General features: G+C 57.2%; 17 protein-coding genes. 3 read left to right on the top strand and 14 right to left on the bottom strand.

Annotated features, from left to right (window positions below):
* Positions 1–17 precede the first annotated feature (17 nt).
* Positions 18–164 carry a helix-turn-helix domain-containing protein gene (locus H7F31_RS14605; RefSeq protein ID WP_261800514.1) on the top strand — a complete coding sequence of 49 codons (147 nt, stop codon included), beginning with the start codon at positions 18–20 and terminating at the stop codon, positions 162–164.
* On the opposite strand, the gene H7F31_RS14600 is transcribed toward H7F31_RS14605, so the two are convergent.
* Genes H7F31_RS14600 through H7F31_RS14585 form a run of 4 tightly spaced genes read right to left on the bottom strand, consistent with a single transcriptional unit; the run spans position 151 to position 5033 of the window.
* Positions 151–1923: a glycoside hydrolase family 66 protein gene (locus tag H7F31_RS14600; protein WP_187104768.1), complete on the bottom strand. Its 1773-nt coding sequence runs from the start codon at positions 1921–1923 to the stop codon at positions 151–153. The two genes, H7F31_RS14605 and H7F31_RS14600, sit on opposite strands and share 14 nt — an antisense overlap.
* Positions 1924–1931: 8 nt before the next feature.
* A complete protein-coding gene (locus H7F31_RS14595) occupies positions 1932–2762 on the bottom strand; it encodes a carbohydrate ABC transporter permease (protein WP_222622752.1) in 831 nt (276 codons plus the stop codon).
* 13 nt (positions 2763–2775) lie between these two features.
* On the bottom strand, positions 2776–3660 hold the full coding sequence (locus H7F31_RS14590; RefSeq protein ID WP_187104767.1) for a carbohydrate ABC transporter permease: 885 nt from the start codon (positions 3658–3660) through the stop codon (positions 2776–2778).
* Positions 3661–3686: 26 nt separating this feature from the next.
* The gene (locus H7F31_RS14585; protein WP_187104766.1) at positions 3687–5033 is read right to left on the bottom strand and encodes an ABC transporter substrate-binding protein; all 1347 of its coding nucleotides are present in this window, start codon (positions 5031–5033) and stop codon (positions 3687–3689) included.
* Between the two features lie 165 nt (positions 5034–5198).
* Here H7F31_RS14585 and H7F31_RS14580 point away from each other — a divergent pair, with 165 nt between their 5' ends.
* Both H7F31_RS14580 and H7F31_RS14575 read left to right on the top strand, forming a co-directional pair.
* Positions 5199–7004 carry a cache domain-containing sensor histidine kinase gene (locus tag H7F31_RS14580; protein WP_187104765.1) on the top strand — a complete coding sequence of 602 codons (1806 nt, stop codon included), beginning with the start codon at positions 5199–5201 and terminating at the stop codon, positions 7002–7004.
* 6 nt (positions 7005–7010) lie between these two features.
* Positions 7011–8276, top strand: a complete 1266-nt coding sequence (locus H7F31_RS14575; RefSeq protein WP_187104764.1) for a response regulator — start codon at positions 7011–7013, stop codon at positions 8274–8276.
* A 590-nt stretch (positions 8277–8866) separates the two neighbouring features.
* Here the strand turns inward: H7F31_RS14575 and H7F31_RS14570 are convergent.
* The 10 genes from H7F31_RS14570 to fni all read right to left on the bottom strand — a co-directional run bounded on the left by H7F31_RS14570 (position 8867) and on the right by fni (position 25521).
* Positions 8867–11614 carry an alpha-mannosidase gene (locus H7F31_RS14570; protein ID WP_187104763.1) on the bottom strand — a complete coding sequence of 916 codons (2748 nt, stop codon included), beginning with the start codon at positions 11612–11614 and terminating at the stop codon, positions 8867–8869.
* A gap of 35 nt (positions 11615–11649) precedes the next feature.
* Entirely contained in the window at positions 11650–14808 is a 3159-nt protein-coding gene (locus H7F31_RS14565; protein WP_187104762.1) for a beta-galactosidase, read from the bottom strand.
* Positions 14805–16124 carry a glycoside hydrolase family 125 protein gene (locus H7F31_RS14560; RefSeq protein WP_187104761.1) on the bottom strand — a complete coding sequence of 440 codons (1320 nt, stop codon included), beginning with the start codon at positions 16122–16124 and terminating at the stop codon, positions 14805–14807. Before H7F31_RS14560 ends, H7F31_RS14565 begins: the two co-directional genes overlap by 4 nt.
* 60 nt (positions 16125–16184) lie before the next feature.
* Positions 16185–17102, bottom strand: coding sequence for a carbohydrate ABC transporter permease (locus tag H7F31_RS14555; RefSeq protein ID WP_261800422.1), 918 nt, complete (start codon positions 17100–17102; stop codon positions 16185–16187).
* An 18-nt stretch (positions 17103–17120) separates the two neighbouring features.
* Complete coding sequence (locus H7F31_RS14550) at positions 17121–18059, bottom strand: ABC transporter permease (RefSeq protein WP_087566580.1); 939 nt, start codon at positions 18057–18059, stop codon at positions 17121–17123.
* A 94-nt stretch (positions 18060–18153) separates the two neighbouring features.
* Complete coding sequence (locus tag H7F31_RS14545; protein ID WP_397374483.1) at positions 18154–19620, bottom strand: ABC transporter substrate-binding protein; 1467 nt, start codon at positions 19618–19620, stop codon at positions 18154–18156.
* A gap of 193 nt (positions 19621–19813) precedes the next feature.
* Entirely contained in the window at positions 19814–21343 is a 1530-nt protein-coding gene (locus H7F31_RS14540; RefSeq protein ID WP_187104759.1) for a response regulator transcription factor, read from the bottom strand.
* The gene (locus tag H7F31_RS14535; RefSeq protein ID WP_187104758.1) at positions 21336–23165 is read right to left on the bottom strand and encodes a sensor histidine kinase; all 1830 of its coding nucleotides are present in this window, start codon (positions 23163–23165) and stop codon (positions 21336–21338) included. Before H7F31_RS14535 ends, H7F31_RS14540 begins: the two co-directional genes overlap by 8 nt.
* Before the next feature lies 1 nt (position 23166).
* A complete protein-coding gene (locus tag H7F31_RS14530) occupies positions 23167–24171 on the bottom strand; it encodes an MBL fold metallo-hydrolase (RefSeq protein WP_261800421.1) in 1005 nt (334 codons plus the stop codon).
* 273 nt (positions 24172–24444) lie between these two features.
* Positions 24445–25521: a type 2 isopentenyl-diphosphate Delta-isomerase gene (fni, locus tag H7F31_RS14525; RefSeq protein WP_397374693.1), complete on the bottom strand. Its 1077-nt coding sequence runs from the start codon at positions 25519–25521 to the stop codon at positions 24445–24447.
* Positions 25522–25558 lie beyond the last annotated feature (37 nt).

The raw sequence follows: 25558 nt of genomic DNA, 5'->3' as shown, positions 1-25558 counted from the left end.
ACTTGTCCCGGTTGAAAATGGAAAAAGCCGCCCATATGCTGCGCTCCTCGCAGGAAAAAATCTACGAGATCGCAGCCATGGTCGGCTATCAGAAAACCAGTTATTTCATCAAGGTGTTTAAGGAACGGTACGGCGTCACGCCGCATGAATTCAGAGATTCCTAATCACAAGCATATCCCACAATTGGAGGGGCGGCAGCGCTATAACGGCGACGTTGCCCCTGTCCGTCTTCTCCAGCCTGTAGTCGATCGCGACCGGCCGTCCCCCGTTCGAATCCGGGCTTGCAAGGAGGACCGACGCCGGCGCATCCGCCACTTCGATCCGGACGATTCGCCCCGCGACTGGCGTCGGCTGCTCCTTGGCTTCGTTCCAGAGATCGTCCGTTGCGGACGCAAGATTGACGAAATGAATCTGCTTCAATTGCTCATTTTCCCGGATAATGGTCCACGTTTTGCCCGCTTCCCCATACGTGCTGTAATGGAACCCTTCGAAAGCGTATTCCAGATTGTCGCCATCCGCATGCGTCATGGACACGTCACGCAGCCCGGGAGCGTTCAACAAATGGCTGTACCGCACGCCGAAATCGGCATACTCCCGCACCGTCCGCAGGAAACCGCCGCGAAGCTTCGAATGGTCGACGTAATAACCTTGCGTCAGCACGCCGCCGTTCTCCCCATGCAGCAAGTGGCTTGCCCCATGTGCGGTTACGACCGCGTTCAGCAGCCGGAACCCGAGTTCGGCTCCGTCCTCGCCAAGCGGCCCGACTTCCCGGAACGGCTTCAAGTAGGCCGCGAGAATGATATTTTTGCCGCCGCTCAAGTGTTTCGCCCAAGCAATGATATCCCTAAGATGATGGTAACGCTCATACGGCTTCCACACTTCCACGTAGATGGCATCCTGGCTCGCGCTTGCGACGGTATCCACCGGCCAATTGCCTACGTTGTTGAAGATCAGGCAGATGTCGTCCTTAAGCGGCGCCAGCACCTCCCGCGTCGACTCGATCAAAGCCGGGAACTGCTCCGCAAGCCGCTCCAGCCGCGGCCGTCCGTCCAGCCTCGACCACCCCGTCTTCGGGAACCCGTACGTATCCATATGGATGCCGTCGAAGTCCAGCGCCTCCACCGCCTTGCGGTATTCGCCGACGATATGGCCATGCCACGGGCAATCCCGCGCAATATTCATAATGTTGAAGATGCCGATAAAATCGAACGGCTCGCCCGCTCCCGTGTATAACCGCCAGTCGGGATGCCGCTCGGCGAACGGCTTGCTGGCCGCATACACCGCTCCGTAGGCGATTGCTTTCATGCCATGTTCATGGCATAACGTTATTTTCTCCTCGACCACGCGCCGGCTTACGACTCTGCCCATCAGATCGGTATATGCCGCCTCCCCGCTCACAAGGTCGTCATGCCGATACATCCAGTCGTAAAATTGCACCAGATTGACATGCAGCTTCGACAACCACCGAATATCCCCGTCATCGCCGGCCTCCTCCGGACCGAAGTCGCTCAGGAAGCCGTAGCGTGCCGCCCGCCGCCAATCCGAGACGACGTCGAACGCCGTGGACATGCGGGAAACGGACTGACTGGCGTATATCTCGCCCGCCTGGACTGCATCCGCGCCCGCTGGTCCGGCAGCTGCCTCCATCAACTCGGCGTCGGCCCCATAACCGGCAAAATCGGTAACGAACGGCCCGACGTCGAACTGTATCGTCGCCGTTCCGTTCGCCGAGACGTCCACTTGCCGCTCGGCCACTTGCACGACGTCGTCCAGCTCGCGGATTTCGCAGCGCAAGCTCCCCTTCGCCGCTGCGCCGGAGCGGTTCGCAAGCTCGACAGCAAGCGTGACCGTCTCCCCGCTGCGATATTGCGCCTTCAAGGGATAAATATCCGTTATCGCGATCCCGTTTTCTTTTGCCTCCAACTATAACCTCATCCTTTCAGCGCGCCCGCCGTAATGCCCTTAATGAAATACCGCTGAAACGCCAGAAACGCCAGTACTGCCGGAGCCAGACCGATCAAGGCAGCGGCCGCCATCAGGTTCCACTTCGCCCCGTACGTCTGGAAGAACATCGACACCGCAAGCGGCACGGTGCGCATCTCCTGGCTTTGCAGGAAAAAGACCGCCTGTCCGTAGTTGTTCCAGATGCCAAGCCCGGTCAATATAATAACCGCCGAAGTGACGGGACGGAGAAAATGGAACGTAACCCGCCAGAACGCGGTAAAGTACGTGCAGCCGTCCATGACGGCCGACTCCTCGACTTCCTTAGGAAGCGTGCGAATAAAACTTGTATACAGAAATACCGACAAGGGCAGCGCGTTCGCCGCCGTCAGCAAAATCATCGCCCAGTGGGTGTTGATGCCGCCGATGGATCGCATGAGCGTATACAGCGGCACCGTAATAATGATCGCAGGGATCATCAGGCAAGCGAGCAGCGTGTTGAAAATCGCCAAATTCCCCCTGCTGCGGAACCTGGCAATGGAATAACCGGCGGAGCTGGCGACGAAAACGATCAGCGCCACCGCCCCGAACGTAATGATCAAGGAATTGATCATGGACCGTCCCAGCTTCGACCCAGCCCACGCGTCGGCGAAATTGCCGAGGTGAAAGTCCGGCACAAGAAGCAGGCCGCCAAAGACGGTCGCCGACGGCGTGTTCATGGACAGATAAAGCAAGACGTAGAAGGGAATCAGGGCGATCAGCACCATGATCCCCGCAATCGTATATTTGGCCGCGGCCGATAACTTTCGATTCATTGTCATGGCGAGTACCCTCTCAAAGCTCGTATTCGGACTTTCTCGTAAACCGAAGGAACAACGCGACGGGGATCAAAATAATGACGAACAGGATTAACGCGACTGCCGTGGAATAACCCGTAAAGCTGCCGTACAGCATGCGCAAAATGTAAATGCTGAGCGACTCCGTCGCGTAGCCCGGACCCCCGTCCGTCAGCGCCACGATAATCTCGAACACCGACAGCGAGCCGATGATGTTCGTTACGACGTTGATCTTGATCGACGGGTACAGCAGCGGCAGCGTCACATAACGAAGCGCCGCCCATCTCCCCGCCCCGTCCATCCGCGCGGCTTCGTACATATCGGCCGGAATCCCTTGCAAGCCGGCCAGGTAGACGATCATAGTCATCCCGACGTATTGCCAGACGTTGACGACGATGAGCACGATCAGCGCCGAGGAGCTTTCGCCCAGCCAATTCACGTCAAGGGAGCCAAGTCCGATTCCTTGCAGCACGTGAGCGAGATACCCCCGTTCCGGCTGCAGGATGAAATACCAGATGTAGCCCATAATGAGCGGGCTGATAACGGCGGGCAGGTAGACCGCCGCGCGGACGATCCCCCTGCCTGCCAGCTTTCTGTCCAGGAACAGCGCGTACAGCAAGCCGAACAGATTGAGCAGCGGCGCGCTGCCGAGCGCGAACCAGACCGTAATCATGACGTCGTTACGCGCCCTGTCGTCCCGGAAGAAATCGAAGAAGTTTTGCAATCCGACGAAGTTCGGTTCAGTCATGCCGTTGGAATCCGTCAGGCTGATCCCGATCCCCTGCATAAGCGGATAGAGGAAAAACAAACCGAACAGCAGGATCGCCGGAACCGCCATAAAGTGATGCAGGTTTCCGTTTATTTTTCGGAACATGATGCGCATGGTTTCTCTCTCCCGCCGTTCGGACTTTATTTATTCGTTGCGTTCCACGCTTTGTCCCACGCTTCTTTGTAAGCGGAAGCGAATTCGACGGATGTTTTGTATTTGCTAGCCAGCAGCTCCTGCACCATGCGCCCCGCATCGTCGCCCGAGAAACCCGACGGCGTGTCGGTAAACGCGATGTTGACGCCGGCCTCCAGCGCGGCTGCCGCCTGGTCCTTGAGCGGTCCCCAATCCGCGCTGACGTCCGTGAACGCCGGAGGCGATTTCAGAAATTCGCTGTAAGCTTTCAGATTGTCCGGCTGGAACAGAAACTCCAGAAACTTCTTCGCTTCTTCCGGATGTTTCGACTCCGCCGCTATCGCGTAGACGGAATCCTCCGCCGACAGCGTCACCGGCTGCGTGCCGTCGACGATAGCCGGGAACGGCGAGAAGCCGATATCGCCCGCAATGTCCGGGTTCAGCGCCAGCAGATCGCCGAGCACCCACATGCCTTGGCTAAACAGCGCGGACTTGCCGGTGACGAACGCTTCCTTCTGGTTGTCGTAGGTCGCCGTGAGGGCGTCGCCGTTAATAAGACCCGCTTCCTTCAGCTCCATCAGCCTGCCGGCGAACGTTTCGATGCCGCCGCCCTGCGCGTCGAATTGCAATTTATCCGCTTCGTTGTTGATAAATGCCGCGCGGGCGTCCGCCACGCCGAACTTCTGCTTGATGACGCCATGCGCCATAAATTCGATCAGATGGCCGAGCGTCCACGAATCTTTGCCGGCCAGGAACATCGGCGTCATGTCGGGTTTCTTGTCCTTGATCGACTGCAGATTGTTTTTGAACTCCGCCCACGTATGGGCTTCCTTCAGACCCAACTCCTCGAACACCTTCTTGTTGTAGAAGATGCCGGCCATCGTCACATTCGTCGCGACGCGATACTGTTTGCCCGACTTGATGTCGGTGTTCAGCTCCTTGATCGCCGGCAGGACGCGGGACCAGAACGGCTCGTTCGAGAGATCGAGATATTTGCCCTGATCGACATAATCCTGCGCGTAGACGGTCGTAATGTCCGGAATGTCGCCGGAGGCGAACTTGACTTTAATGACATTGCTCGCATCCTTCTGATATTCCTGCTCGACCTTGATGTTCGGATTGTCGGCTTCGAACTTCGCGATCAGTTCATTGATGAGATCCACCGTCTCCACCTTGCCCGTAAAAAATTTCAGCGTAACCTTCTCCTGCGGCTTCTCTGTCGCCGAGGCGCTTGGCGAAGGTTGCGCCGTAGAGGCGCTTCCCTGGTTGCCGCCGTTGCCGGAACTGCAAGCCGCGGTTAGGGTCAAGATCAGGATGACGCTAATGAACCAACTCGTTTTTTTACGTAAAATCACAGTGTTTCCTCCCCCGAGGATCGATTTTTGTGCTGCAAGTTAAGCTTAAACGGTGTGAGTTGCTTGTTGGAATACCTGAAAAATAAGATTGCGGTACGGTTTTTTCAGATCGTCTTCCAAGGCGCCGCGATCGTCTATACAATGGAGAAAAAGAGGAGGAGCGCCATGAAATCGATTGTCCCGATCCGAAGTTATCGCGAATGGAGCATTAAGACGAAGCTGCTCGCCATGACCGGCCTGCTGCTCCTCAGCTCCGTTTTTTTTGAATCCTATCTGTCTTATACACGTTATACGCGCGACTTTCAACGGCAATCCTCCGAGAAGGTTCAGCAAATTTTGGACCAGGTGACGCTTAATATCGATACGTATCTCGACGACTTGTACCGGCTGACGCTGTATCCTTACCGGAACGAAGGCATTATGGAAGCTCTTGAGGCGCCGCCCGGCGGCACCGAGCTGGAGCAGCTTGAGAAGCGGCGGCTGATCGAAAATTATCTGGACGAAATCATGATTTTCCCCCGCGGGGATATCGTGCGCGTCTCCATCGTGACGGACGAAATCTACTCCAGCGCCCGCCTGCCGACCAAGCTCGTGCCGGACGAGAAGATGAAGGAATACGATTGGTACAAACAAGCGCTCTCCAGCCAGGAATACATCTTTGTGCCGGACAGCGGCAGCGCCGCGGGCGAGAGCGGCGGCAAGGTGCGCACCTTCTCCGTCGTCAAGCAGCTTCGCAGCATCAGCAATACGCAGGTTATACTGGGCGTTATTAAAGCGGACGCCGATTATAGCGGCATTATCGATATTTTGGAGAAGGCGGGGATGGGGGCCGGAGGCGGACTTTATATTCTGGATGCCGGCAACGAATTTGTTTATTCGTCCGCCGACGAACACCAGGATACGGCATTGTCCGCGCTGGCTTCGCCGGCCTCCATCTCGGGCGGCTATCTGCTGAACAAAGCTGCCGTGCCTCGCATCGGCTGGACGATCGTCGCCGTCAGCTCCGTCTCGGAGATGAACCGCGAAGCGATCGCAACCCGCAACCGGGCGCTGCTGTTCTCCGTCGGCGCCGCGCTGATCGCCATGGTTGCGCTGATCGTCTTGACCCGGCATTTCCTGAAGCCGCTGCTGTCGATCGTCAAGCTGATGAAGGAGGTGGAGCTGGGACGAACCGACGTCGCCTTCCAGAGCGACCGGCGGGACGAGATGGGGTATCTCGCGGCGGCGTTCAACCGGCTCGTCGGTCGGATCGGCATTATGCTGCGGGAGAATACCGAGCTGGTGAAGGAAGTGTACGAATCGAAGCTGCTGCAGCAGGAAGCGCAAATTAACGCGCTGTTCAACCAGATCCGGCCGCATTTTATTTTCAATACGCTGAACCTGATCAGCCTGTCCATGCAATCCGGCAAGCAGGAGAAGGCGATCGAGCATATTAACGCGCTGAGCAGCATTTTGCGAGGGATGGCGCAGTGGGACAAGGAGATGCCGCTGCGCAAGGAGGTCGAGCTGCTGCATGCTTATCTCGGCATTCAGAGCAGCCGGTACGAAGGGCGGCTATCCTACGCGATCGATATCGATCCCGCCCTGTTCGGCCATCCCGTCCCTGCGCTCCTGCTGCAGCCGATCGTCGAGAACGCGGTCGTCCACGCTTGCGAGCGGCGGAAGGAACCGACGACGATCGCGGTGTCGTCGGCGATGGAGCCGGGCAGACTGCTGCTCGAGGTGCGCGACGACGGACCCGGCATGGACGCGGAGACGATCGCGCTGCTAAGACGGAAGATTGAACGTATGGAGGATCCGGTAGTTGCGGCTGACGACGATCGCCCCCGTACCGGCATCGGGCTCGTGAATGTAAACAAACGGATAAAAGTCAAATACGGCGGCGATTACGGATTGTTTGTCAAGAGCGCTCCGGGACTGGGCACAACCGTAACGCTGGCGATTCCTTACCCCGATACGAAAGAGAGCTGAGCCGACATGTACAAATTGCTGATCGTCGACGACGAGCCGATGACGAGGGACTATATAAAAAACAAGATAGGCGCGTTGCATCAAGCGTGGGTCTGCGCCGGCGAAGCCGGAGACGGGCAGGAGGCGCTGGATTTGATGGAACGGGGGGAAACGTTCGACCTTATCGTCACCGATATCAAAATGCCGGTCATGAACGGCATCGAGCTGGCCAAGGAGCTGTCGGGCAGACCTGTGAAGCCGCGAATGGTTATTTTGTCCGGCTACGACGAGTTCGCGCTTGCCAAAGAAGCGATGCGTTACGGCGTGAACGAATATATGCTGAAGCCGCTTGTGAATGAAGAGCTGATCGCCGTGCTTGACCGGATGGCGGCCGAGCTGGATTCGGAACGAGCGGAGCTGGCCGCCTCCCACGCCTTGTCCGAACAATCCCGGGAGCAAGTCGCCCGCAACTTCCTGCATGCCGTCGTGACCGACAATCACATGGAGCTCAAAGTGCTCCACCCCCTCCTGTACCGGCTCAAGATCAATCTGCTGGAAGCGGAAGGCGCCATCCTGCTGGTCGATCTGGACGAAGGCCAGCTGGTGGAGCGCGGCATTACGCCGAGCGACCAGGCCTTGTTCCGCTACATCGTCCACCAGACTGCGGCGGAGCTGACCGAAGACGATCCCGGCATCGTCCTCTTCGCGGATCACCAACAACGAACCGCCCTGCTTGTGCCGGGCGACAACGGCGACGATGTCGCCCGGCGCTGCGCCGATCTGTACGCCCGGCTCGCGCAGGCCGTCTTAAGCATGACCGGCCTTGGCCTGTGGGGCGCGGCCGGCTCGGCGGAGCTGGACGCGCTCCAGCTTGGCGCCTCCTACCGCTCGGCCGGAGCCGCTATGAAAGGCAGACAGATCGCAGAGGAGCACCGGCTTCTCGCGCAGGCCGACGGCCGCGGCGAACATGAGCAGCACGAGACCGTCACCAAAGTGAAGAAGTATATTCAGGCGCATTATGCCGAGCCGATCAGTCTTGCGCTAATCGCGGACAAGATGGGCATGTCGCCGGGCTACCTCAGCAGCCTCTTCCATCAGAACACGGGGGAATCGTATATCAAATATTTGACTCGCGTCCGCATGGAACGCGCCGCGCAGCTGCTCCGGGCCAAACCGCCGGAGAAGGTGTACGACGTCGCCGAAAAGGTAGGCTACCTCAGCGTCAAACATTTCTCGTACGTGTTCAAGCAACACTACGGCACGCCGCCGGGGGAATTCCAAATGCATGAATAATGCGCTCAAAAACACAAATCGTCCAGTTACTTAGTGTCTATAGGACATACACGATCGTATTCGCATCATCATCGCGCCTATCGCTAACGGACCTCAGGAGGCCGTCGATTCATGGTGTGCAAAACTGGAAATGAAGCTGCAATCCATCCTCGCCAACGTGTTAACGGAAGTGAGGGCCCTTATATGGATCGTTTGGCATGATTTTAAAATCCAACGGAACTCTGCGACGTTATTCGTGAGAAATCCAGGCAAACCCTGGACTTTTGCCCCTCATAAGGGCTGTCAGTTCCATTAGATTTGCGAAGTGCGGCTTTTTACTGTAATAGCGCCTCTCATATCCGTTACAGTTACTCCCGTTCATTTCTTACCGGACACTTGCCCGCAATTTCACCTTTCCACAATGAATAGACGGCCTCCAATGAATCGACAGCCTTCTGGTGTCCGTTAGATTTTTTAATCTTTTGTTCACAAGTCTGGGAGTTGCATAATTTCCTTTAAAACAAACAAAGCGAGCCCGCCTGCATGGCTGGACTCGCTTCTCTTATTCTTGCAAGGATTCAATAATGACCTCTACCGCTCTCAGAACGTTGTCATACGCGACAGCCGACCGTTAAGATTTCGAAAGGCCTTACGTTAAGCACGACGTTGTCGCCTTGTTCGCCGGGAACCGCATACTCATCCGAATGCCGTTCCAGAATATCGCTAACATAGGTTTGCGTGGCTCCCTCGGGCAGCCGCAACCGCAATGCTTCGGGCTCCCCGCCCATGTTAAACCAGCGAAGCATGAGATCGCCGGATTCCTCGGCGATTTTCATCGACGAAAACGCGAGCGCTTCGCTCGTCCAATTAAGCGGGGACGCCGCCGGCTCCAGCTTGCCGCCGTGAACGCCGGTCTGCGCGCTTTGCCACTCCGTCTGAGCCTGGTACGCTTTCGCGTAAGCCTGAAACCGGCCGCTCTCGCCGTCATGAGGCAGCAGCGACATGGCGAAGGAATGCTCGCCGAGACATTGGGCTTCCGGCGTCGGGAAGACGCCCCAATCGCCAAGCTCGCCGACGGCGCGCAGCAGCGTGACCGCGATCGTGTTGCGGCCGTCGCGCAGCAGCTCGTATTCGCTTAAACCCAGGTTGGACACGACAAGTCCCGCCGATTCCCCGCTCACGTCCACGAATGCCTGCTGATGCTGGCAGTTGCTCGGGTTCCGCCACTCGGCGGCCGGTTCGTTGTCCCGCTTCGCGGCTTCGAACACGGAATCCGCGTAGTGATGGGAAGCCTGGATATCCGTCGGGAACAACGCGCGAACGCGATGATCCTTGGCTTCGTTGTTGAAGCTCACCTGGATGCCGACTTCCCGGCTGTCCCGCTCCAGCGTTACGAGAGCGCGGATGACCAGCTTGACCGTGCGCTCCTTCGTTCTTCCCCCAAGACGATCGGGGAAATACACGGCTTCCCTCTTCTCCTTCTCGAACAAGTCGTCGCCGCAAGCCGGAATGTCCAGCTCGTGCACGATCGACAAGGACGCGCGGAATGCGTTGTTCTCCGCGACGGAGATGACGGCTGGCTTGCCTTTCGTCAGAATTGCAGACTCGCCTGCCGGCTGCCTGAACATATATTCGTTGCCGATGTCGCCTGCATCCTCGAACACGAGCAGGTCGCGGTACGTTCTGCCGCTTGCGGCGTCAAAGAGCATCATGCTGCCGTCTTCGGCAAGCTCGACGCGCAGCAAGCCGTTATCGAGGGTTTGCTCCCCTTGCAGGATGGAGAACTCCGGCTTGGACTCGCCGGCCCCTGACACAGTCTCCCGTACCCAGGCGTAGGAACGCCAGCCAAGCGCGGGAACGCCAGAAGCCCGGAACGTCAGCTTCACCCTGCGGGCCATGTACGGCTGGCGGAACTTGTCGTCCGGCAGATCGTAGCCGAACTGCAGACCCAGATCCTCCAGCTCGCAAGCCACCGGTTGGCCGAGCTCGTTAACGAGCGTGCGGCCCTCCAGGCTGATCGCCTCCATGCGCCGGTTCATCTCCGGAAGCGGCACGCCGTCGCGGAAGTACAAGCGGGTGACGTCAAGCTCCACGGTCGCGACGCCGGAACGTTCCCAGCCGCTCGTGTTGAAGACCGCGAACGGCAGAGCATCGTCGCCGAATTCCGCGAAGCGGCTCGTGTCGATCCCGCTCACGATGGCGTCCAAGCTATCTTGGACGATGGATTCCGCCATGTGGAGGCTCTTATCGAAGCGGGTCACCATCTCGCGGTGCACCTCGTCGACGCTGCAGCCGCAGATGCTGTCATGCGGATGGTTCTGCATGAGCGTCTTCCAGGCGTACACGAACAGATGATGCGGATACGGCGTGCCAAGCAGATGCGCCATGGCCGCGAGCGGTTCCGCCGTCCGTTCCAGGATCGCTTGCCCGCGCTGATTCATCTGCTTCAGATAGACGCGAGCGGAAGCCGTGTTTACAAGCGTCGACCAGCCGTCCGTGCGCTGGCTGCGCAGCTCGCCGCGAACGACCGACAGGTCGCCCGAAAGCGACGAACGGACGGCGGCCAGGTATTCCTCGAAGCTCGAATGCACGAAGTCGATATCCGGATACAGCTCCTTCGCCTTCCGGATCGCGGAAGGCAGATCCGTCTGGATGGGCTGATGGTCGCAGCCGTTCATGTAGAGCAGCTCGCCCGTGGAGGCGTAGCGCCTCGCGTCGTCCAGCTTGCGCGTCCAGTATTCGCGAGCTTCCTCCTCGTCCACGGGCACCTCGTTGCCGTTGCTGTACCAATTCGCGAACAGAATGCCCAGCACGCGAGAGCCGTCCGGACCTTCCCAGATCAGCTCCGAGAACGACGATTCGTATTCGGAATCCGCCACTTGATTGTTAAAGCCCGTCGGCTTGACGCCGCGTCCGAACATGGCGTTGTCGATGCCGGACTGCTTCATGAGCTGAGGCGCTTGCCCCACGATGCCGAACGTATCGGGGAAGTACCCCACCTTGGCGATCGTGCCGTAAGGCTTGGCGTCCCGATGTCCGATCTGCATGTTGCGCACGTTGGCTTCGGAGCTGGTCAGGAACGCGTCCTGCAAAATGTACCAAGGTCCGATGCCGATGCGGCCCGCGGCGATCAGAGCTTCCAGTTCCCTTCTCCGCTCCGGCCTTACTTGCAGGTAGTCTTCCATGATAATCGTCTGACCGTCCAGGAAAAAGCTCTTGTATTCCGGATCGGCAGCCATCGTATCTAACAGGGTATCCATCAACGCGATTAACCGGGCATGATGTTTCTCGTAGGGCAGATACCATTCCCGATCCCAATGGGTATGCGAGATGATGTGCGCCGTCGTTCGGTTGGTCATGTTGTTCCGCCCTCCTTCTCCATTCATCGTTCCATCTATCGTTCAGTCATGATCTTCACTTCGTTCGGCCGATACGTCGCCAGCAACTCCCCGTTTCCGTCCGCCGCGAACAAGACGGACCGTTCGCGGGGAAGCTCGAAGGAATATACGGTTCCGCTAGCGGGATCCTTCACGGTAATCTTCGCGTCGAAGCCGCATTCCGAGACGAACGTAAACAGCGTTCCGCCTCCGAACCGCAGCTTGCGTCCGTATACGCCGGGCAGCTCCCCGCCTTCCAGCCAGATCAGGTCCTCCGATACGCCGGCTTTCTTCATGGCGTGCCGATACAGCCGCTCCACCGACTCGGAGCGCTCGTTCAGCTCCACCGGGATGGGACTCCAGAGCAAGGTTCCTGCTCCAATCGCCGCTTCAACGAGTCGATCTCCATCGGCCGAGCCGTCCTCGCGCAAGGTTGTTTCTTTCAACGTTTCGGCGATTCGACGGGCTCCGAAGGACAGCTCGACCGGAGATTTTCCGCCTAAGCCGCTGCCCGCCGCCTCGTTCAGCCAAAGCCGTTCTTCGCGGCGAATATTCTCGTGGCGCAGCTCGCCGAGCAATTCCGGCAGCCGTTTCGCCTGTCGCCAATACGGATCGAGGCCGATCGGCCCCGTCCAGAGCAGCGTCGCCCCCGTATCCGCCGCGATCGCGACGAGGTTCTCGAAAGCTTCTTCGTCGAAGTTATGCGGACTCGGCACGATGATGAGCTTGGCCGGGCGTATCCGCAAGTCGTCGAGCCTGTATTCGCCCACTCCCCGGAACGGAGCGTTTAACCGGTAGCCCAGCACGCGGGACGCCTTGGTCGTGGCGTCGAACGCCAGCTTCCGGTTGGAGAAGTCGTTGGAATACGGGAACACGACGGCGATCTCCTCGGCTTCCCTCTCGCCGAACAGATCGCGGATTCCCTCCATGAACGCTCCGAAATCGTAGGATACGTCCGCTTCCGGCTTCTCCGTGCCGTCCGCTCGCAAGGCGCCGATATGCGACTCGTTCGCGTTGTCCATGTAGAAGTTCGTATTCCAGATCCACTGGATCGCGCCGGCTCCGCCAGCAGCGAACGCGTAAGCGTATTTGCGCTCCAAAATCGACCGCAGCTCCTCCTCCGAACGCTTCGCCCGGCCGTCCGGCGTCTCCACGTACATGATGCCCGTCTCCTGGACCAGATTCGGCTTGTTCGCCGTCTTGGCGAACACCCCGTCCCATAGCAGATGGTCGTTCAGCCACCACGAATGCACGGTCGTGTAATCCGCGGCGTCCTCGTAGAAAAACGGCGATGGCCGCTGCGCGCCGAGCGCCTCGTCCTGGCCGACCGTCACCATATGGTCCGGACAAACTTCCTTGATCGCGTCGTACAGCCGGCTCGCCCATACATTGTGCATATCCATTGAGAACAGGACGTAATCCAGCCACTTGCCGCCTTTCTTGGCCTTGTGCATGTCCTGCACGTCGAAGTTGATCTCCTCCGGCTCCGGAGGAGCCGCGGCTTCGAACGACGGCAGCTGGCCCGGCGTCATGTTCCAGCGCTCTTGCAGCGTTTCGATGGTTCCATGCCGCTCCCGCAGCCAGGCGGAGTAGGCTTCCCGCTCGAACGGGTCGCGTGCGGAACGAGGGCCGTCCGAGAAGATGCGCGGCGGGTCGAACATGGAAGGTTCGTTGATGAGATCCCAGTCCACGCCGACCGTATCCTTATGACGGCCGACGATGGAGCGGACGAACCGCTTCTGGGCCTCCAAGCTGCGGGGATCCAGGTAAGGGTTCAGCCCTTCCCAAGTCTCCGGGGTGAAGGAGAAAAACGTGAACGTTACCTGGAGACCGTGGCGCTTGGCCGTCATCAGGAACGCGTCGATGGCGCGAAGCGCCGCTTCAGACGCGTGTCCGTCGACCTCCATAATATTGCGATAGGCCGTCCAGATGCCCGTGCGGATCCAGTTGATGCCCGAGGCGCGCATCTGCGCCATGTCCCGATCCCAGACGGCGGCGTTCGGCAGCGTCAGAAATTTGCGGGCTACGTCGCTTGTCATGTAAGTCATGCCCACGACAGGGAGAGGTCTTCCGTCCTGCTGGAAATAGTCGCGTCCTGCCGTCACCGGCGAGCCTTCCGCCAGCAGTTCCTTATCAAAACCCCAGAAGCCCTGGCGAAGCGAACGGCGTTCGCCGCCGGCCGATATCGCGACCGCGCTCACGAGGTAATAACCCGCGACGATCTCGATAGGCAAGGACAGGCGGATCGGCTTGAAGTGTTCGCTCACGTCGAGCGACGCCGTTCCTTCCCAGAGCGTCTCGCCGTTGCCGTCCTTGCCGATGCGCCAGACGGCGATCGCCACGTTCCACGTACCGTCCGACGACGCCGGCCCCTTGCCGAGGCGCTGCGCCTGCAGCGTCAGAAGCGGTCGTTCGCCGGGCTCGTAGCTGGCGTAATCCGGCTTGAGCCACCATTCCGTCACACCGGACGCGACGAAAGCGATCCAGCTCGCCAACGCCTCCGTTCCGCCGCCGTTCCAGAAGGCTTCGCCAAGCGGTTGGCCGACGAACAGCCAGCGGCCGCCGGCATAATCGCCTAGCAGACGCTCCCACAGGACGACCGGCGCGGTACGGCGGCGGCCATCGGCGTTCGCGCCTGCAAGCAGCGGATAAATCCGGGCGTCCATCGGTCCCGAGGAGCCCATCTGATGCGGCAGGTCGCTGCTCTTCGTTACATGGGGCACCAGGTTCCAAGTATCCGCCTTGGCGTCGAATAAACCTTCGCTGCCCGCCAGCAGAGGAATATCCTCCGAAGGAACCAGGGATTCGACGGAAGCGGAATCCACGCGCAGAGCCTCGTGAATGCCGAGCTCCTGATGGTACGCGGTCTGCTCCGCTTCGACGGTCCACTCCCCGCCGTCATTGCGGCGGACAGGGAACTTGAAGGGAGCTCCCCCGGCGGAGATCAAGCCGCCTCCCCGCTTCAGGAACGACGCGATGGCGCCCCAAGCATCTTTCGGGAAGAAAGGCGCATGCAGATTGACGAACGCGCCGGGCTGCGCTGCTCGCAACGCTTCGGCTAATTCGTCCGCGGAGACGATCTTGCCTGCCCCGGAAAGTAGGGCACGGGCTTCCGCCGACGGCGCCCCTCCCGCGGACGGGAAGGACGGATCGCATAAGATGACGACGCCGGTCATAGCAATCCCTCTTTCATAGCCTTGTAGACGAGCTGGGAGAACAGGCTGTTGGACCAGGCGAACCAGCTCCGAGTAAAGACGGAAGGATCGTCGGAGTGGAATCCTTCGTGCATAAAGCCCGTGTTCGCGTCCGTCGATTCCAACAGGTCGATCATCGCCAGCTTTTCTTCGGCCGTCCCGGCCGTTAGACCTTGCATGGACAACGCCATATGCCAGATGTAGCCGTCCGGCGTATGCGGGCTTCCGATTCCTTTCGCCGCCTTGCCTTCGAAGTAGAACGGATTCTCCTTGCTCAGCGCGAATCTGCGCGTGTTCTGGTAGATGGGATCATCGGCCGACACGTAGCCCAAATACGGGATCGACATCAAACCCGGCGTGCCCGCGTCGTCCATGAGGCAATAGTTGCCGAATCCGTCCGTCTCGTAAGCGTAGATCGGCCCGAATTCCGGATGGCGGTAGATGCCGTATAACGTAATGCCGTGCGCGACGTCCTCTTCCATCCTCTTGAGCTCCGCGAGCAGGTCCATGTCGCGGAATACCCATTCCGCGAATTCCTGCATCTGGCGCAGCGCCACGACCGCGAACATGTTGGCCGGCACGTTGTAATGGAAGTCGCAGGCATCGTCGCTGGAACGGAAGCCGGACCAGATCATGCCCGTGTAATTGACCGGCATGCCCAAGCCGTCGTTTCGAAGCGAATCCGTCGGAATGCCGTTGTTGCGGGTGAAGCGGTACGGCGAAAGCTCCGCATGGCGCTGCTCCGTCTTCCACATGGCCAAAATCGAGCGGAGCATCGCTTTGAACCCGCTGTCGAAGATGTCGGTCAACCCCGTCGCCTTCCAATATTCGAACGCAAGACGGACCGTAAAGCAGGCGGAATCCAGCTCGAACTTGCGCTCCCACACCCATGGCCCCATGTCCGTGACGTCCGTCGCGTTCCAATGCCAGTCGTTCGCCGTTTCGTTAAACGCGTTGGCGTAAGGATCGACGGCGATGTATTGCGCGTGGCGTTTGATGAGGCCGCCGATAATGCGTTGAAGCTCCGGATCGTTGGCCGCGAGCGGCACGTAATGGATAACCTGCTCGACGGAGTCGCGCAGCCAGCACGCCGGGATATCGCCGGTAATGACGAATGTCGTGCCGTCGTCCAGCAGCTTCGTCGTCGTTTCCAGCGTATTCGGGAAACAATTAAGAAATTGCTTCAGCAGCTTCGGGCGATGCGCCAGCTTCTCGCGCGCTTCGTCCAGCACCTCTAGCACCGCCGCGGGAAGCGGAAGATGCGGCATGTTTATTTTCGGAAGTCGGAATTGTTCCATGTCTACGTAATCCTCCAATTGTCGTTATAATTCGGTAATAGAATTATCGGCCGCTCCGTCTTACTCCTTTACAGCGCCGATGGTCAGGCCTTGGATGAAGTAACGTTGGAAGAACGGATACGCAAAAACGATAGGACCCGTGGCCAGCACGACCATCGCCATCCGCGACGTATCCTGCGGCATGTCCTGCAAAATGCCCATGTTGATGGAGGCGTTCTGCGAGTTCTGCAAAATAAATTGCATGCTGTTCTCGATCCGCATCAGCATCGACTGCAGCGGCACTAAATTGGGATCGTCGATATACAGAAGCGCGTTGAACCAGTCGTTCCAGTAGCCCAGCGTATTAAACAGCGCGATCGTAGCGATGCCGGGAAGCGACAGCGGAAGTACGAGCCGGGCGAAAATGCCGAACTCGCCGGCGCCGTCGATTTTGCCGGATTCGATAATGGCTCCGGGCACCATCGTCGCGAAGAACGTTCGCATGATCATGATGTAGAAGGCGTTGACGAGCAGCGGCATCACAAGCGCCCAGATGGAGTTCTTGAGGCCCAGCAGCTGCGTCGCCACGATGTAAGTCGGCACGAGACCGCCGTTGAACAGCATCGTGAAGAAAGCGTAGAACGCGAAGAAATTGCGATATTTAAACGACTTGCGCGAGATCGCATACGCGAACAAAGTCGTAATGACCAAACTGATCAGCGTGCCCAGGACGGTTACAAGAATCGTGACGCCATAGGAACGCAGTAACTGGTCGCCGGTCTGAAAGACGTATTTGTAGGCTTCCAGGCTGAGTTTTTCCGGGAATACGCTGTAGCCGTTCATGGCCAGCGTGCTTTCATCCGTAAAGGAGATGATGGTAACGAACAGGAACGGGAATACGCACAAGAAAGCAACGATTCCCGCGATGAAGTTGAAGATGATATTCCACCCTGTCGACAGTCTTGTGAAGTCGCGGGGTTTCTTGTTGGTTCTAATCACGGCGATTGCTCCTCTCCCTTAGAATAAGGCGTTGTCCTTGTCGAATCGGCGTACGATGGCGTTGGATGTAACGACGAGTATAAAGCCGATCAGCGATTGGTAAAGTCCCGCCGCCGTGCTCATGCCGATCTCCCCGGTTGCCTTGAGGCCGCGATAGACGTAAGTGTCGATAACGTTGGTCACGGAATACAGCGGTCCGGAATCGCGAGGCACCTGGTAGAACAAGCCAAAGTCTGCATAGAAGATTTTGCCTATGGCAAGCAAAGTCAAAATAATGATCAGCGGCTTTAACATCGGTATGGTGACGTTGCGTATCTGCTGCCACTTGTTCGCGCCGTCGATCATCGCCGCTTCGTAGAGCGACCGGTCTATGCCCATAATTGCCGCCAGGTAAACGACGCTGTTGTAGCCGACCGCCTTCCACAGGAACACCACGACAAGTATGACCGGCCACCAGGTCGGATCGGAATACCAGTTGATGGGGTCGACCCCGAAGTTAGCCAGCACTTGATTCAACACGCCGCGGTCAAGGCTCAGGAAGCTGAACACAAAGTAACCGACGATGATCCACGACAGGAAATAAGGCAGAAACATGCCCGTTTGATACACTTTCGCCAGCCGTTTGTTCGCGATTTCCGACAAGACGATCGCGAGACCGACCGACAGGATCAATCCGACCACGATAAAGAAGACGTTGTACAGCACCGTATTTCTCGTAATGATGTAAGCGTCGTTCGTGCTGAACAAAAATTTAAAATTGGTAAAACCTACCCAGTCGCTGTTTACGATGCTCGCCCAGAAGCCGTCGCGGCTGACTCGGTATTGCTTAAAGGCGATGACGAGTCCCGCCATGGGCAAATACGAGAAAAACAGAAACCAGAGCGATGCCGGCAGCACCATCAGCAGCATGGCCTTGTTGCGGTTCAAATCCTTGAAGAAGCGTCCGATAGCTCCCATGTCCACTCACTCCTTGTCATTCATAATGTGCTCCGCCCGACGCGGAAAGAAGGACGAATGCTGCCATCCGTCCTTGCTTTTTTCGTTATGCGAATTATCGAGTCGCTTTCCACTCGTCGACTTGACGCTGAATTTCGGCCAGGACGGTATCCAAACCTGCAGCTTTAAATTTTTCGATCGCTTTCGTCAGTTGTACGTCCGGATTTACGGTGCCCGTCATAAGAGCGGACCAATATTCTTCCTTGACGTTGGATACTGCCGCCAGCTCGGTTGTTACTTTGGAAGGATCGAAGTTGAAGCCGAGCAACGGAGCTTCCTTGCCTTGTTCGTTGAAGGTTTTGAACTCTTCCCATTTGTTTTCAGGGTCCGTAGGGTTCAGGTAAGTCAGCATGACGTTGCCAAGAGAGAACGTTGGCATGTCGTAGTTTTTGGACTCGTCCAGGTTCTCCATCACGTTGTCGCCCGTTTTTTTGAAGTGAACGCCTTCGATGCCGGAATCCACCATGTTGCGAAGAACGGGATCGGTGTTCAGCAGGTTCAGGAACTCCATCGCTTTCTCCGGGTATTCGGAGTTGGCGGAGATCGCCTGCATGGAGCCCATAACCGACCAGTTGTAGATCAGCGATTCGCTCTGAGGCGTGGATACGACCGGGTAGCCGTAGCTTTGCGACCAGAGATTGTCGGCGAAAGGCTGCGTCGTCGCTTTGTCCGAGAACCATTTGCCCGTCGTTTGCATATCAGTCAGGGAATCCAGCGTAGCGGCTTCCGTCGGAATAAAACCGGCATTGTAGTACTTGTGCATAGTTGTCAGAGCTTGCTTCATCTCCGGAGTTTCCAAAATGTTGATGACTTTGTAGTCGGTCGTGTCGAGCTTCACCGCGAACGGCATGTTCTCGATGATGAAGTCGTACGGCACGTAAGGCTTGTAGTTTTTGTCCACCGCGAGCGCCGCCGTGCCCGGCTCGTTGTCCTTGATCGTTTGCAGAAGCGGCTCCAGGCTCTCAAGCGTATACACGCCGTCCATGCTCAGATTGTATTTGTCGAGCAGGTTTTTGTTAAAGCGCCATACCTCTTGCGCGGGAAGTTCTTTGTTGGCCGGGATGCCATAGTTTTTGCCGTCGACCTTGGAGCCTTCGAGGAAGGCTGGGTCCAGCGTGTCCTTGATGCCTTTGCCGTATTCGTCGAGCAGGCTGCCGATTTCCAGGAATGCGCCTTTACGCGCATTCTGCACGTAATCGAACGCCCACGAGGACGTGAACATAATGTCCATCGGCTCGCCCGATGCCGTCATGACTTGCAGCTTCTGAGTGTAGTCGCCCCAGTCGATCATGTTCATCTTTACGGTTACGCCGATTTTCTCCGCCGTATATTTGCTAACTTCCTCCATGACGCGGTTAACGTCCTTCTGCGGCGTTCCGATCGTGTACCAGATCAGCTCCACCGGCTTTTCGGATCCGCTAGCGCTTTCATTTCCCTCGGATTTGCCGCATGCTCCAAGCACGAGCGTAGTCGCAAGCACAACCGCGGTCATCGGAAGCATTCTCTTTTTCAAGTTCCCCATTTTCGTCATTTCCTCCCTTGAATATGTCTATCTTGTCCGGCCGGATGGCCTACTACAACAGTACCGCATGAAAACAGTTACAAATAGGCGACTTATTAAACCTATCATCTCCAAAATAAACTTGGCTATTGCAAAAACATGTCTTTAAAAAGCGAGGAATGCTTTGCCGACTACAAAAAAAAACTCCAAGCCATTAAGCCTGGAGCAATGATTTGTATTCCGTCGGCGAAACGCCGACATGCTTTTTAAATTGCTTGTAGAAGTAGCCCATCTCCCAATACCCAACCATTCGGGCGATTTCGTTTACTTTGAGGGCGGGATTGCCCAGCAGCTCCTTGGCCCGTTCGATCCGGAAGCGGTTCAAGTATTCCGAGAAGCTGTCGCCCGTCTCCTTCTGGAACAGCCGTCCGAGGTAGACGGGATGTATGTTGTATTTGGCGCTTAGCGACTTCAGCGACAGCTCTTCCGCGCAATTCTCATGAATTTTGGCCAGAATCTGTCCGATGACGGGACTTTTGGTGTCGCTGACAAGCGAATCTACCGCAATCTCCCCGATCTCCTTGACGATCGCCGTCATGGCTCCCAGCGACTCCGCTCCCATCACTCTCCTCGCCGTATCTTCGCGTATAAGCTCCGTTTCCGTCGTTTTTTTGATGGCGCCAAGCTCCAGCTTCAAATGCAGGATCAGCTCCAAAGCCGCATTCTGGAGCCGCGCCGGCGTCATGCCGGGGGCTTCGGCCAGCCTGGCGAAATCTTCGTCGATCTTCGCATGCATCCGGTCCGTCTCCTTTGCGGCAAGCAGCTTGGCGTAATCGCTCCAATCCAGCGACAACGACTTATCCGCCGACAGCAAATGGTTTGCCAGCGAAACATACTCCAACAGCTCCAGCTTAGGATGGATAAACGCGAATTCCATCGCCTTCTTCGCTTGCTCATAGCTATGCCCGGCTTGCTCTTCTCCCGATACGACATCGCCGATGGAGATTCGTATATCCTCGCCGGGCAGCGCCGAGTGAAGCAGATCCAGCAGCTCCCGAACGATCTTCTCGCCTTGTTCCGGATGCTCAGGAAACATGACGAGGCCCGCCGTTCCATCTCTGTCGGTAAAGGGAATGCCTAAGCCGTCCCGCTCCGCGAGACGATGGAGTTCCAGACGCAAGTCCTCCTTATGGAAGCTTCCCTCTCCCAAAGCAACCTGAATCCATTCCTTGTCGAGGTCCAGGCCAAGCATCTCGGCGCGTTCATGCAACTCGCCCGGACCGATCTCGCCGCGCAGCCAACGGTTCACGATATTGTCGCGCAGCACTCCGATATCTTCCTGCAGCCAGTCCTGCGAACCTTTGATTCGACTGTCCAGCTTCTCGATGATCCCTTCCAGCGTTGCCTTTAGCTCGTGAAGATTGATGGGCTTCAGCAAATAATTTTCGATCCCGAGTCTCATCCCTTGCTTTAAATAATCGAAATCATTGAACCCGCTCAAAATAATGACGTGCAAATCGCGATTGATGGATCTGGCTTCGCGAATCAGTTCCAGACCGTTCATTACCGGCATGGAAATATCGGTGATGAGAATATCCGCGCGCATCTCGCGAAGCTTTTCCAGCGCACTCTGTCCGTTCTCCGCCGTACCAACGATCTCCAGCTCGAAGCTGGACCAATCCAGAGCGTCGCGAAGACCCTCCAAAATAAAAGGTTCGTCATCTGTCAGGAACACTTTATACATGCAGCCCTTGCTCTCCTTTCCTGAAAGGGAATGCGAGCGTTACGCGCGCGCCTCCCTCGGACCGGTTAGCAACCGTCAGCCCGCCTTCCTCTCCGTACATCAACAGAATGCGCTCTCGCACGCTCCGAAGACCGAACGAACCGCCTTCGCTCTCTTCTTCTCTCTGTTTCTGATACGATTCGATGGCTTGCAGTTTATCTTCCGGTATCCCCGTGCCGTTATCGCGAACTTCAATGACAACGTTCTCTTTGTCCGTATAAGCTTCGATCTCGATCAGATTATCGAAGCTGTCGTGCCGCATGCCATGCACGATGTAGTTCTCGATGACGGGTTGCAGCAGAAGCTTCACTGTCTCTGCGCTTCCCGTTCCCGGCTTCACCTTGATTTCATAGGCGAATTTGTCCTTATATCGTATCCGGAACAGTTCCAAATACAAACGGCACATCTCGATCTCGTCCTTGACGGTGTACACGGTCTTGTCCCGGACAACGCCGCGGAACAGCGCGGATAAGCTGTAAATCATCTCCGCTACGTCATCGGCCCCTTGGGACAATGCTCTCATCCGGATGACCTCCAGCGTATTGTATAGAAAATGCGGATTCACCCTGGCTTGAAGCGCCGCGAATTCCGTTCGTTTCTGGCGGATCTCGGCCTTGTAAACTCGATCAATGTAACGAGACAGCTCGTCCAGCATCTCGTTGAAGCTCCGGGCAATTTGTCCTAGCTCATCATCCTTCTCATCCGGAATGCGCGGAGTCAGCTCCCCTTGCTCCACCTTGCGCATAAAGCGGATGATGTTGCCCGTCCGTTTCGCATAATTGACAACCAGCGCGCCGGGCAGCAATACGACGAAGACTATGCTCAAGGCTGCCGCCAGCAGGATCACGAGCCGGAATCCGCCGTACGCTTCCGACACCTCCGCTTTTGGAGCAATGCCAACGATAGTGTAACCGGCTTGGCTGTTCGTCAGTTTATTGACGTAAGCTCGCTGCTTCAGCTTCTCTTCCGCATCCAGCGATTGCAGAATGTCCGCGTCAGGATGCCTTGCTCCGACGTATTTGCCGGAGGAGTCATACAAGACGACCCCTTCTGCGGATAACACGAGGATGGAGCCCTTCTGTTCTCCCCCTATTCGTCGCACGGTGCGTTCGATGGCGTCGTTCCGATAGAAAACAAGCAGTTGCCCGATGTTTTTGTAAGTATTTTTATCACTGATTGGAACTCTGAAGGAGATCAGACCGCTTGCGCGGGCGCTTAATCCCAGCTCCTTGAGAAGCCAGGCATTGGGGGGACCGACGGGCTGCGCGTCCAGCGACATCGCGTCGGGGATGTAGGAACGGGCGGCATGGGCTCCGATCAGCCTGGATTGCCCTTGCTGCTTGAACGCATAGAGAAATTGCCGATCCGTGCTGTACAGCAGCAGATGCTCGGCGCTGGGATGATCGTCGATCCAATTATCGAAATACGTCAGCACGTTGACGCCCTTTCCGCTCTGTTCGTAGAAGCTGTCGAGCTTATGCCGGATATATTCGTCAAAGGAATGCTGCAGCAGGAACGACGCATGATCGGCAAGCACCTGGTCCCGGTACAAATTCTCCACGGCAGCTTGAGCGGCCTCATACGTTCTGGTCATCTCTTCGCCAACGGCATCCATCGTCTTCTTCTGGTTATCCAGCACTTCCTCCACGACGGATTGGGACATATAAGAATAAGCTCCGTATGCCAGCGTCACGATGGAGACGACCGCGATCAAAGCGAATAACAAAATCCATTTGCCGAATAAACTGTTCCGAATGCGCTTGCGGTAGAAACTTGCGAACACGTTAGCCCGCCTCCGGGGATTCGCTATCATATAAGAAAACACCGCTCTTTGAGCGGGATCCGACGAGACCTCTGTTCTCCAGGTGGAATAAATGCGCTAGCGTCTCGGCCATGGCAAAACGCAGATTGTGCGGGTTATCCCGCAATCGCGCCCCGAACAAGTCTTCGCACAGCTCAAAGGCCGTCAATGGCTGCCGTGCCAGACGATTTCTCATCTCGGACAGTCTGCGCTGGTGGAAGCTCTGCAATTCCACAATTCGTTTTCGAAAACCGGCGAATGGATCGCGGTGGCCCGGCAACGCCAGATCAACGTCGTACTGCTCGAGATGCGCCAAACTTTCCAGGAAATCCGCGAGCGGATCGGCTTCCTCGCCCGGGACGACACTTACGTTGGGCGTTATTTGCGGCAGCACTTGATCGCCGCATATCATCCAACGTTTCGTTTGATCGTACAAGCACAGGGCTCCATACGCATGCCCGGGAGCGTCAATCAGCAGCCATTCCCTATTCCCCAATGTCAGTTGGCCGCCTGCTTCGATATAGGCGACCCCGGGCTGGGGAGATACTTTCTCGACGAAACTTTCCAAATTGCGCGCGATGCTCTGCATGAGTTCTCCCGGCATGCCGTGCGAGAGGAACAGGGCGCTTAGCGCTTCCGCATACTCGCTGCTTCCTCCCCACAAACGCCTTGCATATCGATGAGAACGTTCCGTCATTAGGACTGGCGCGCCGCTTTTCTCCTGCATCGTTCCCGCTAATCCGTAATGATCCGGATGCTGATGCGTCAGGACAATCCGCGCGATCTGCCCCCATCCTATTCCACATGCCTGCAGCGCCTCTTCCCAAACGCGCTCCGTTTGTTCCGTTCGCAATCCCGGATCGATGATCGTATAACTTGTTCCTTCCGGCACAATGTAGCTGTTGACCCACTTCAGCGAGAAGGGGAGCGGAACCCTCACACGTTTCCAGCCATCCGGCAATTCGGTTATGGTATCGATGTCTGTCATATTTGTTCTCCCTGCCATTGTCGTTCTAGCCGATTAAATCGGCATATATTAGAGGTTGTTCAAAAAGTCCGCTTTTGATCACGAAGTATGTCATGAAGCCTACTCGACATCGAATATTGAATTCATGTGAAACTTCCGGTGCTCACGTAGCTACCACTACGCTCCGCTCCTCAGTTTCTACTTTCATTCAATCTTCTCGGTGCTGAAAACCGAACTTTTTGAACACGCATTATAAGCATTGTTCCCACTTCCGTCAATAAGCCTGCGGCATTGTTAAGGATTGCCGGAGCGGACGAGACGGTCCGTCTGCCTCAGTTCATCCAGGCTGGCTGCCCCAATTCCGAACATGGAGGCTCTTAGCTCGAATTCGATCCGCTCAAATTGGGAGATCAGCCCTTCCACGGAGTGCTCTCCCGCTTTGCTAGCCGCTTGAGGCAGCAAGGCCCGGCCAAAGCCCGCGAGGTCCGCTCCAAGCGCGATCGCCTTTGCCGCGTCTACGCCGTTAAACAGTCCGCCGCTCGCGATTAGCGTGACATCCGGAAGCACGGTTCTAACCTCTGCGACGGAATCTGCCGTCGGGATGCCCCAGTCGGCAAAAGCTTCCGCGGCTTGACGTTTCATGTCATCCTTGCTCCGATATTTTTCGACCTGACTCCAGGAAGTGCCTCCTGCTCCTGCCGCGTCGATAAACGTTATGCCGGCGTCCTTAAGTCTAAGGGCCGTCGTCCCGTCGATGCCCCAGCCAACTTCCTTTACTCCTACAGGCACCGGCAACGTCCGGCAAACCTCTTCGATCTTAACCAGCAATCCTCGGAAATCCGTGTTTCCCTCCGGCTGGAACACCTCCTGCATGCTGTTAAGATGCAGCACTAGCGCATTGGCTTCCGCCATATCCACCGCCCTGCGGCATGCTTCCGCACCGAAGCCGTAATTGAGCTGAACCGCTCCCAAGTTCGCGATGATCGGCACCGTAGGCGCTTCGGAGCGAATGCGGAATGTCGCCGCAAGCTCTTCCTTCTCAATGGCGGCGCGCATGGAGCCGAGACCTATCGCCCAGCCGCGCGCCTCGGCTGCCACGGCCAATCGCCGATTGATGGCCCCCGTTGCGTCACTGCCTCCGGTCATGGAGCTGACAAGCAGCGGCGCGCGAAGCGGCACGCCGAACAGCTCCGTTTCCAATCGGATATCATCCAAGCTCAGTTCCGGCAGCGCGTTATGACGGAAGCGATAATTCTCGAAGCCCGTCCGCACGCCCATTCCGTTCACGTCTTCCTGCAGGCAAATTCGGATATGTTCTCCCTTGCGTGCCGAAGTCGCGTCTTGACCGCCCCGTTGTTGATCCGTCACGATGCTTTCCCCCTGTTAATCGCGATTTCACGATTTATGC

The sequence above is a fragment of the Paenibacillus sp. PAMC21692 genome, assembly GCF_014303795.1.
GTDB lineage: Bacteria > Bacillota > Bacilli > Paenibacillales > Paenibacillaceae > Pristimantibacillus > Pristimantibacillus agaridevorans.
This window is presented reverse-complemented; position numbering and strand designations above follow the sequence as displayed.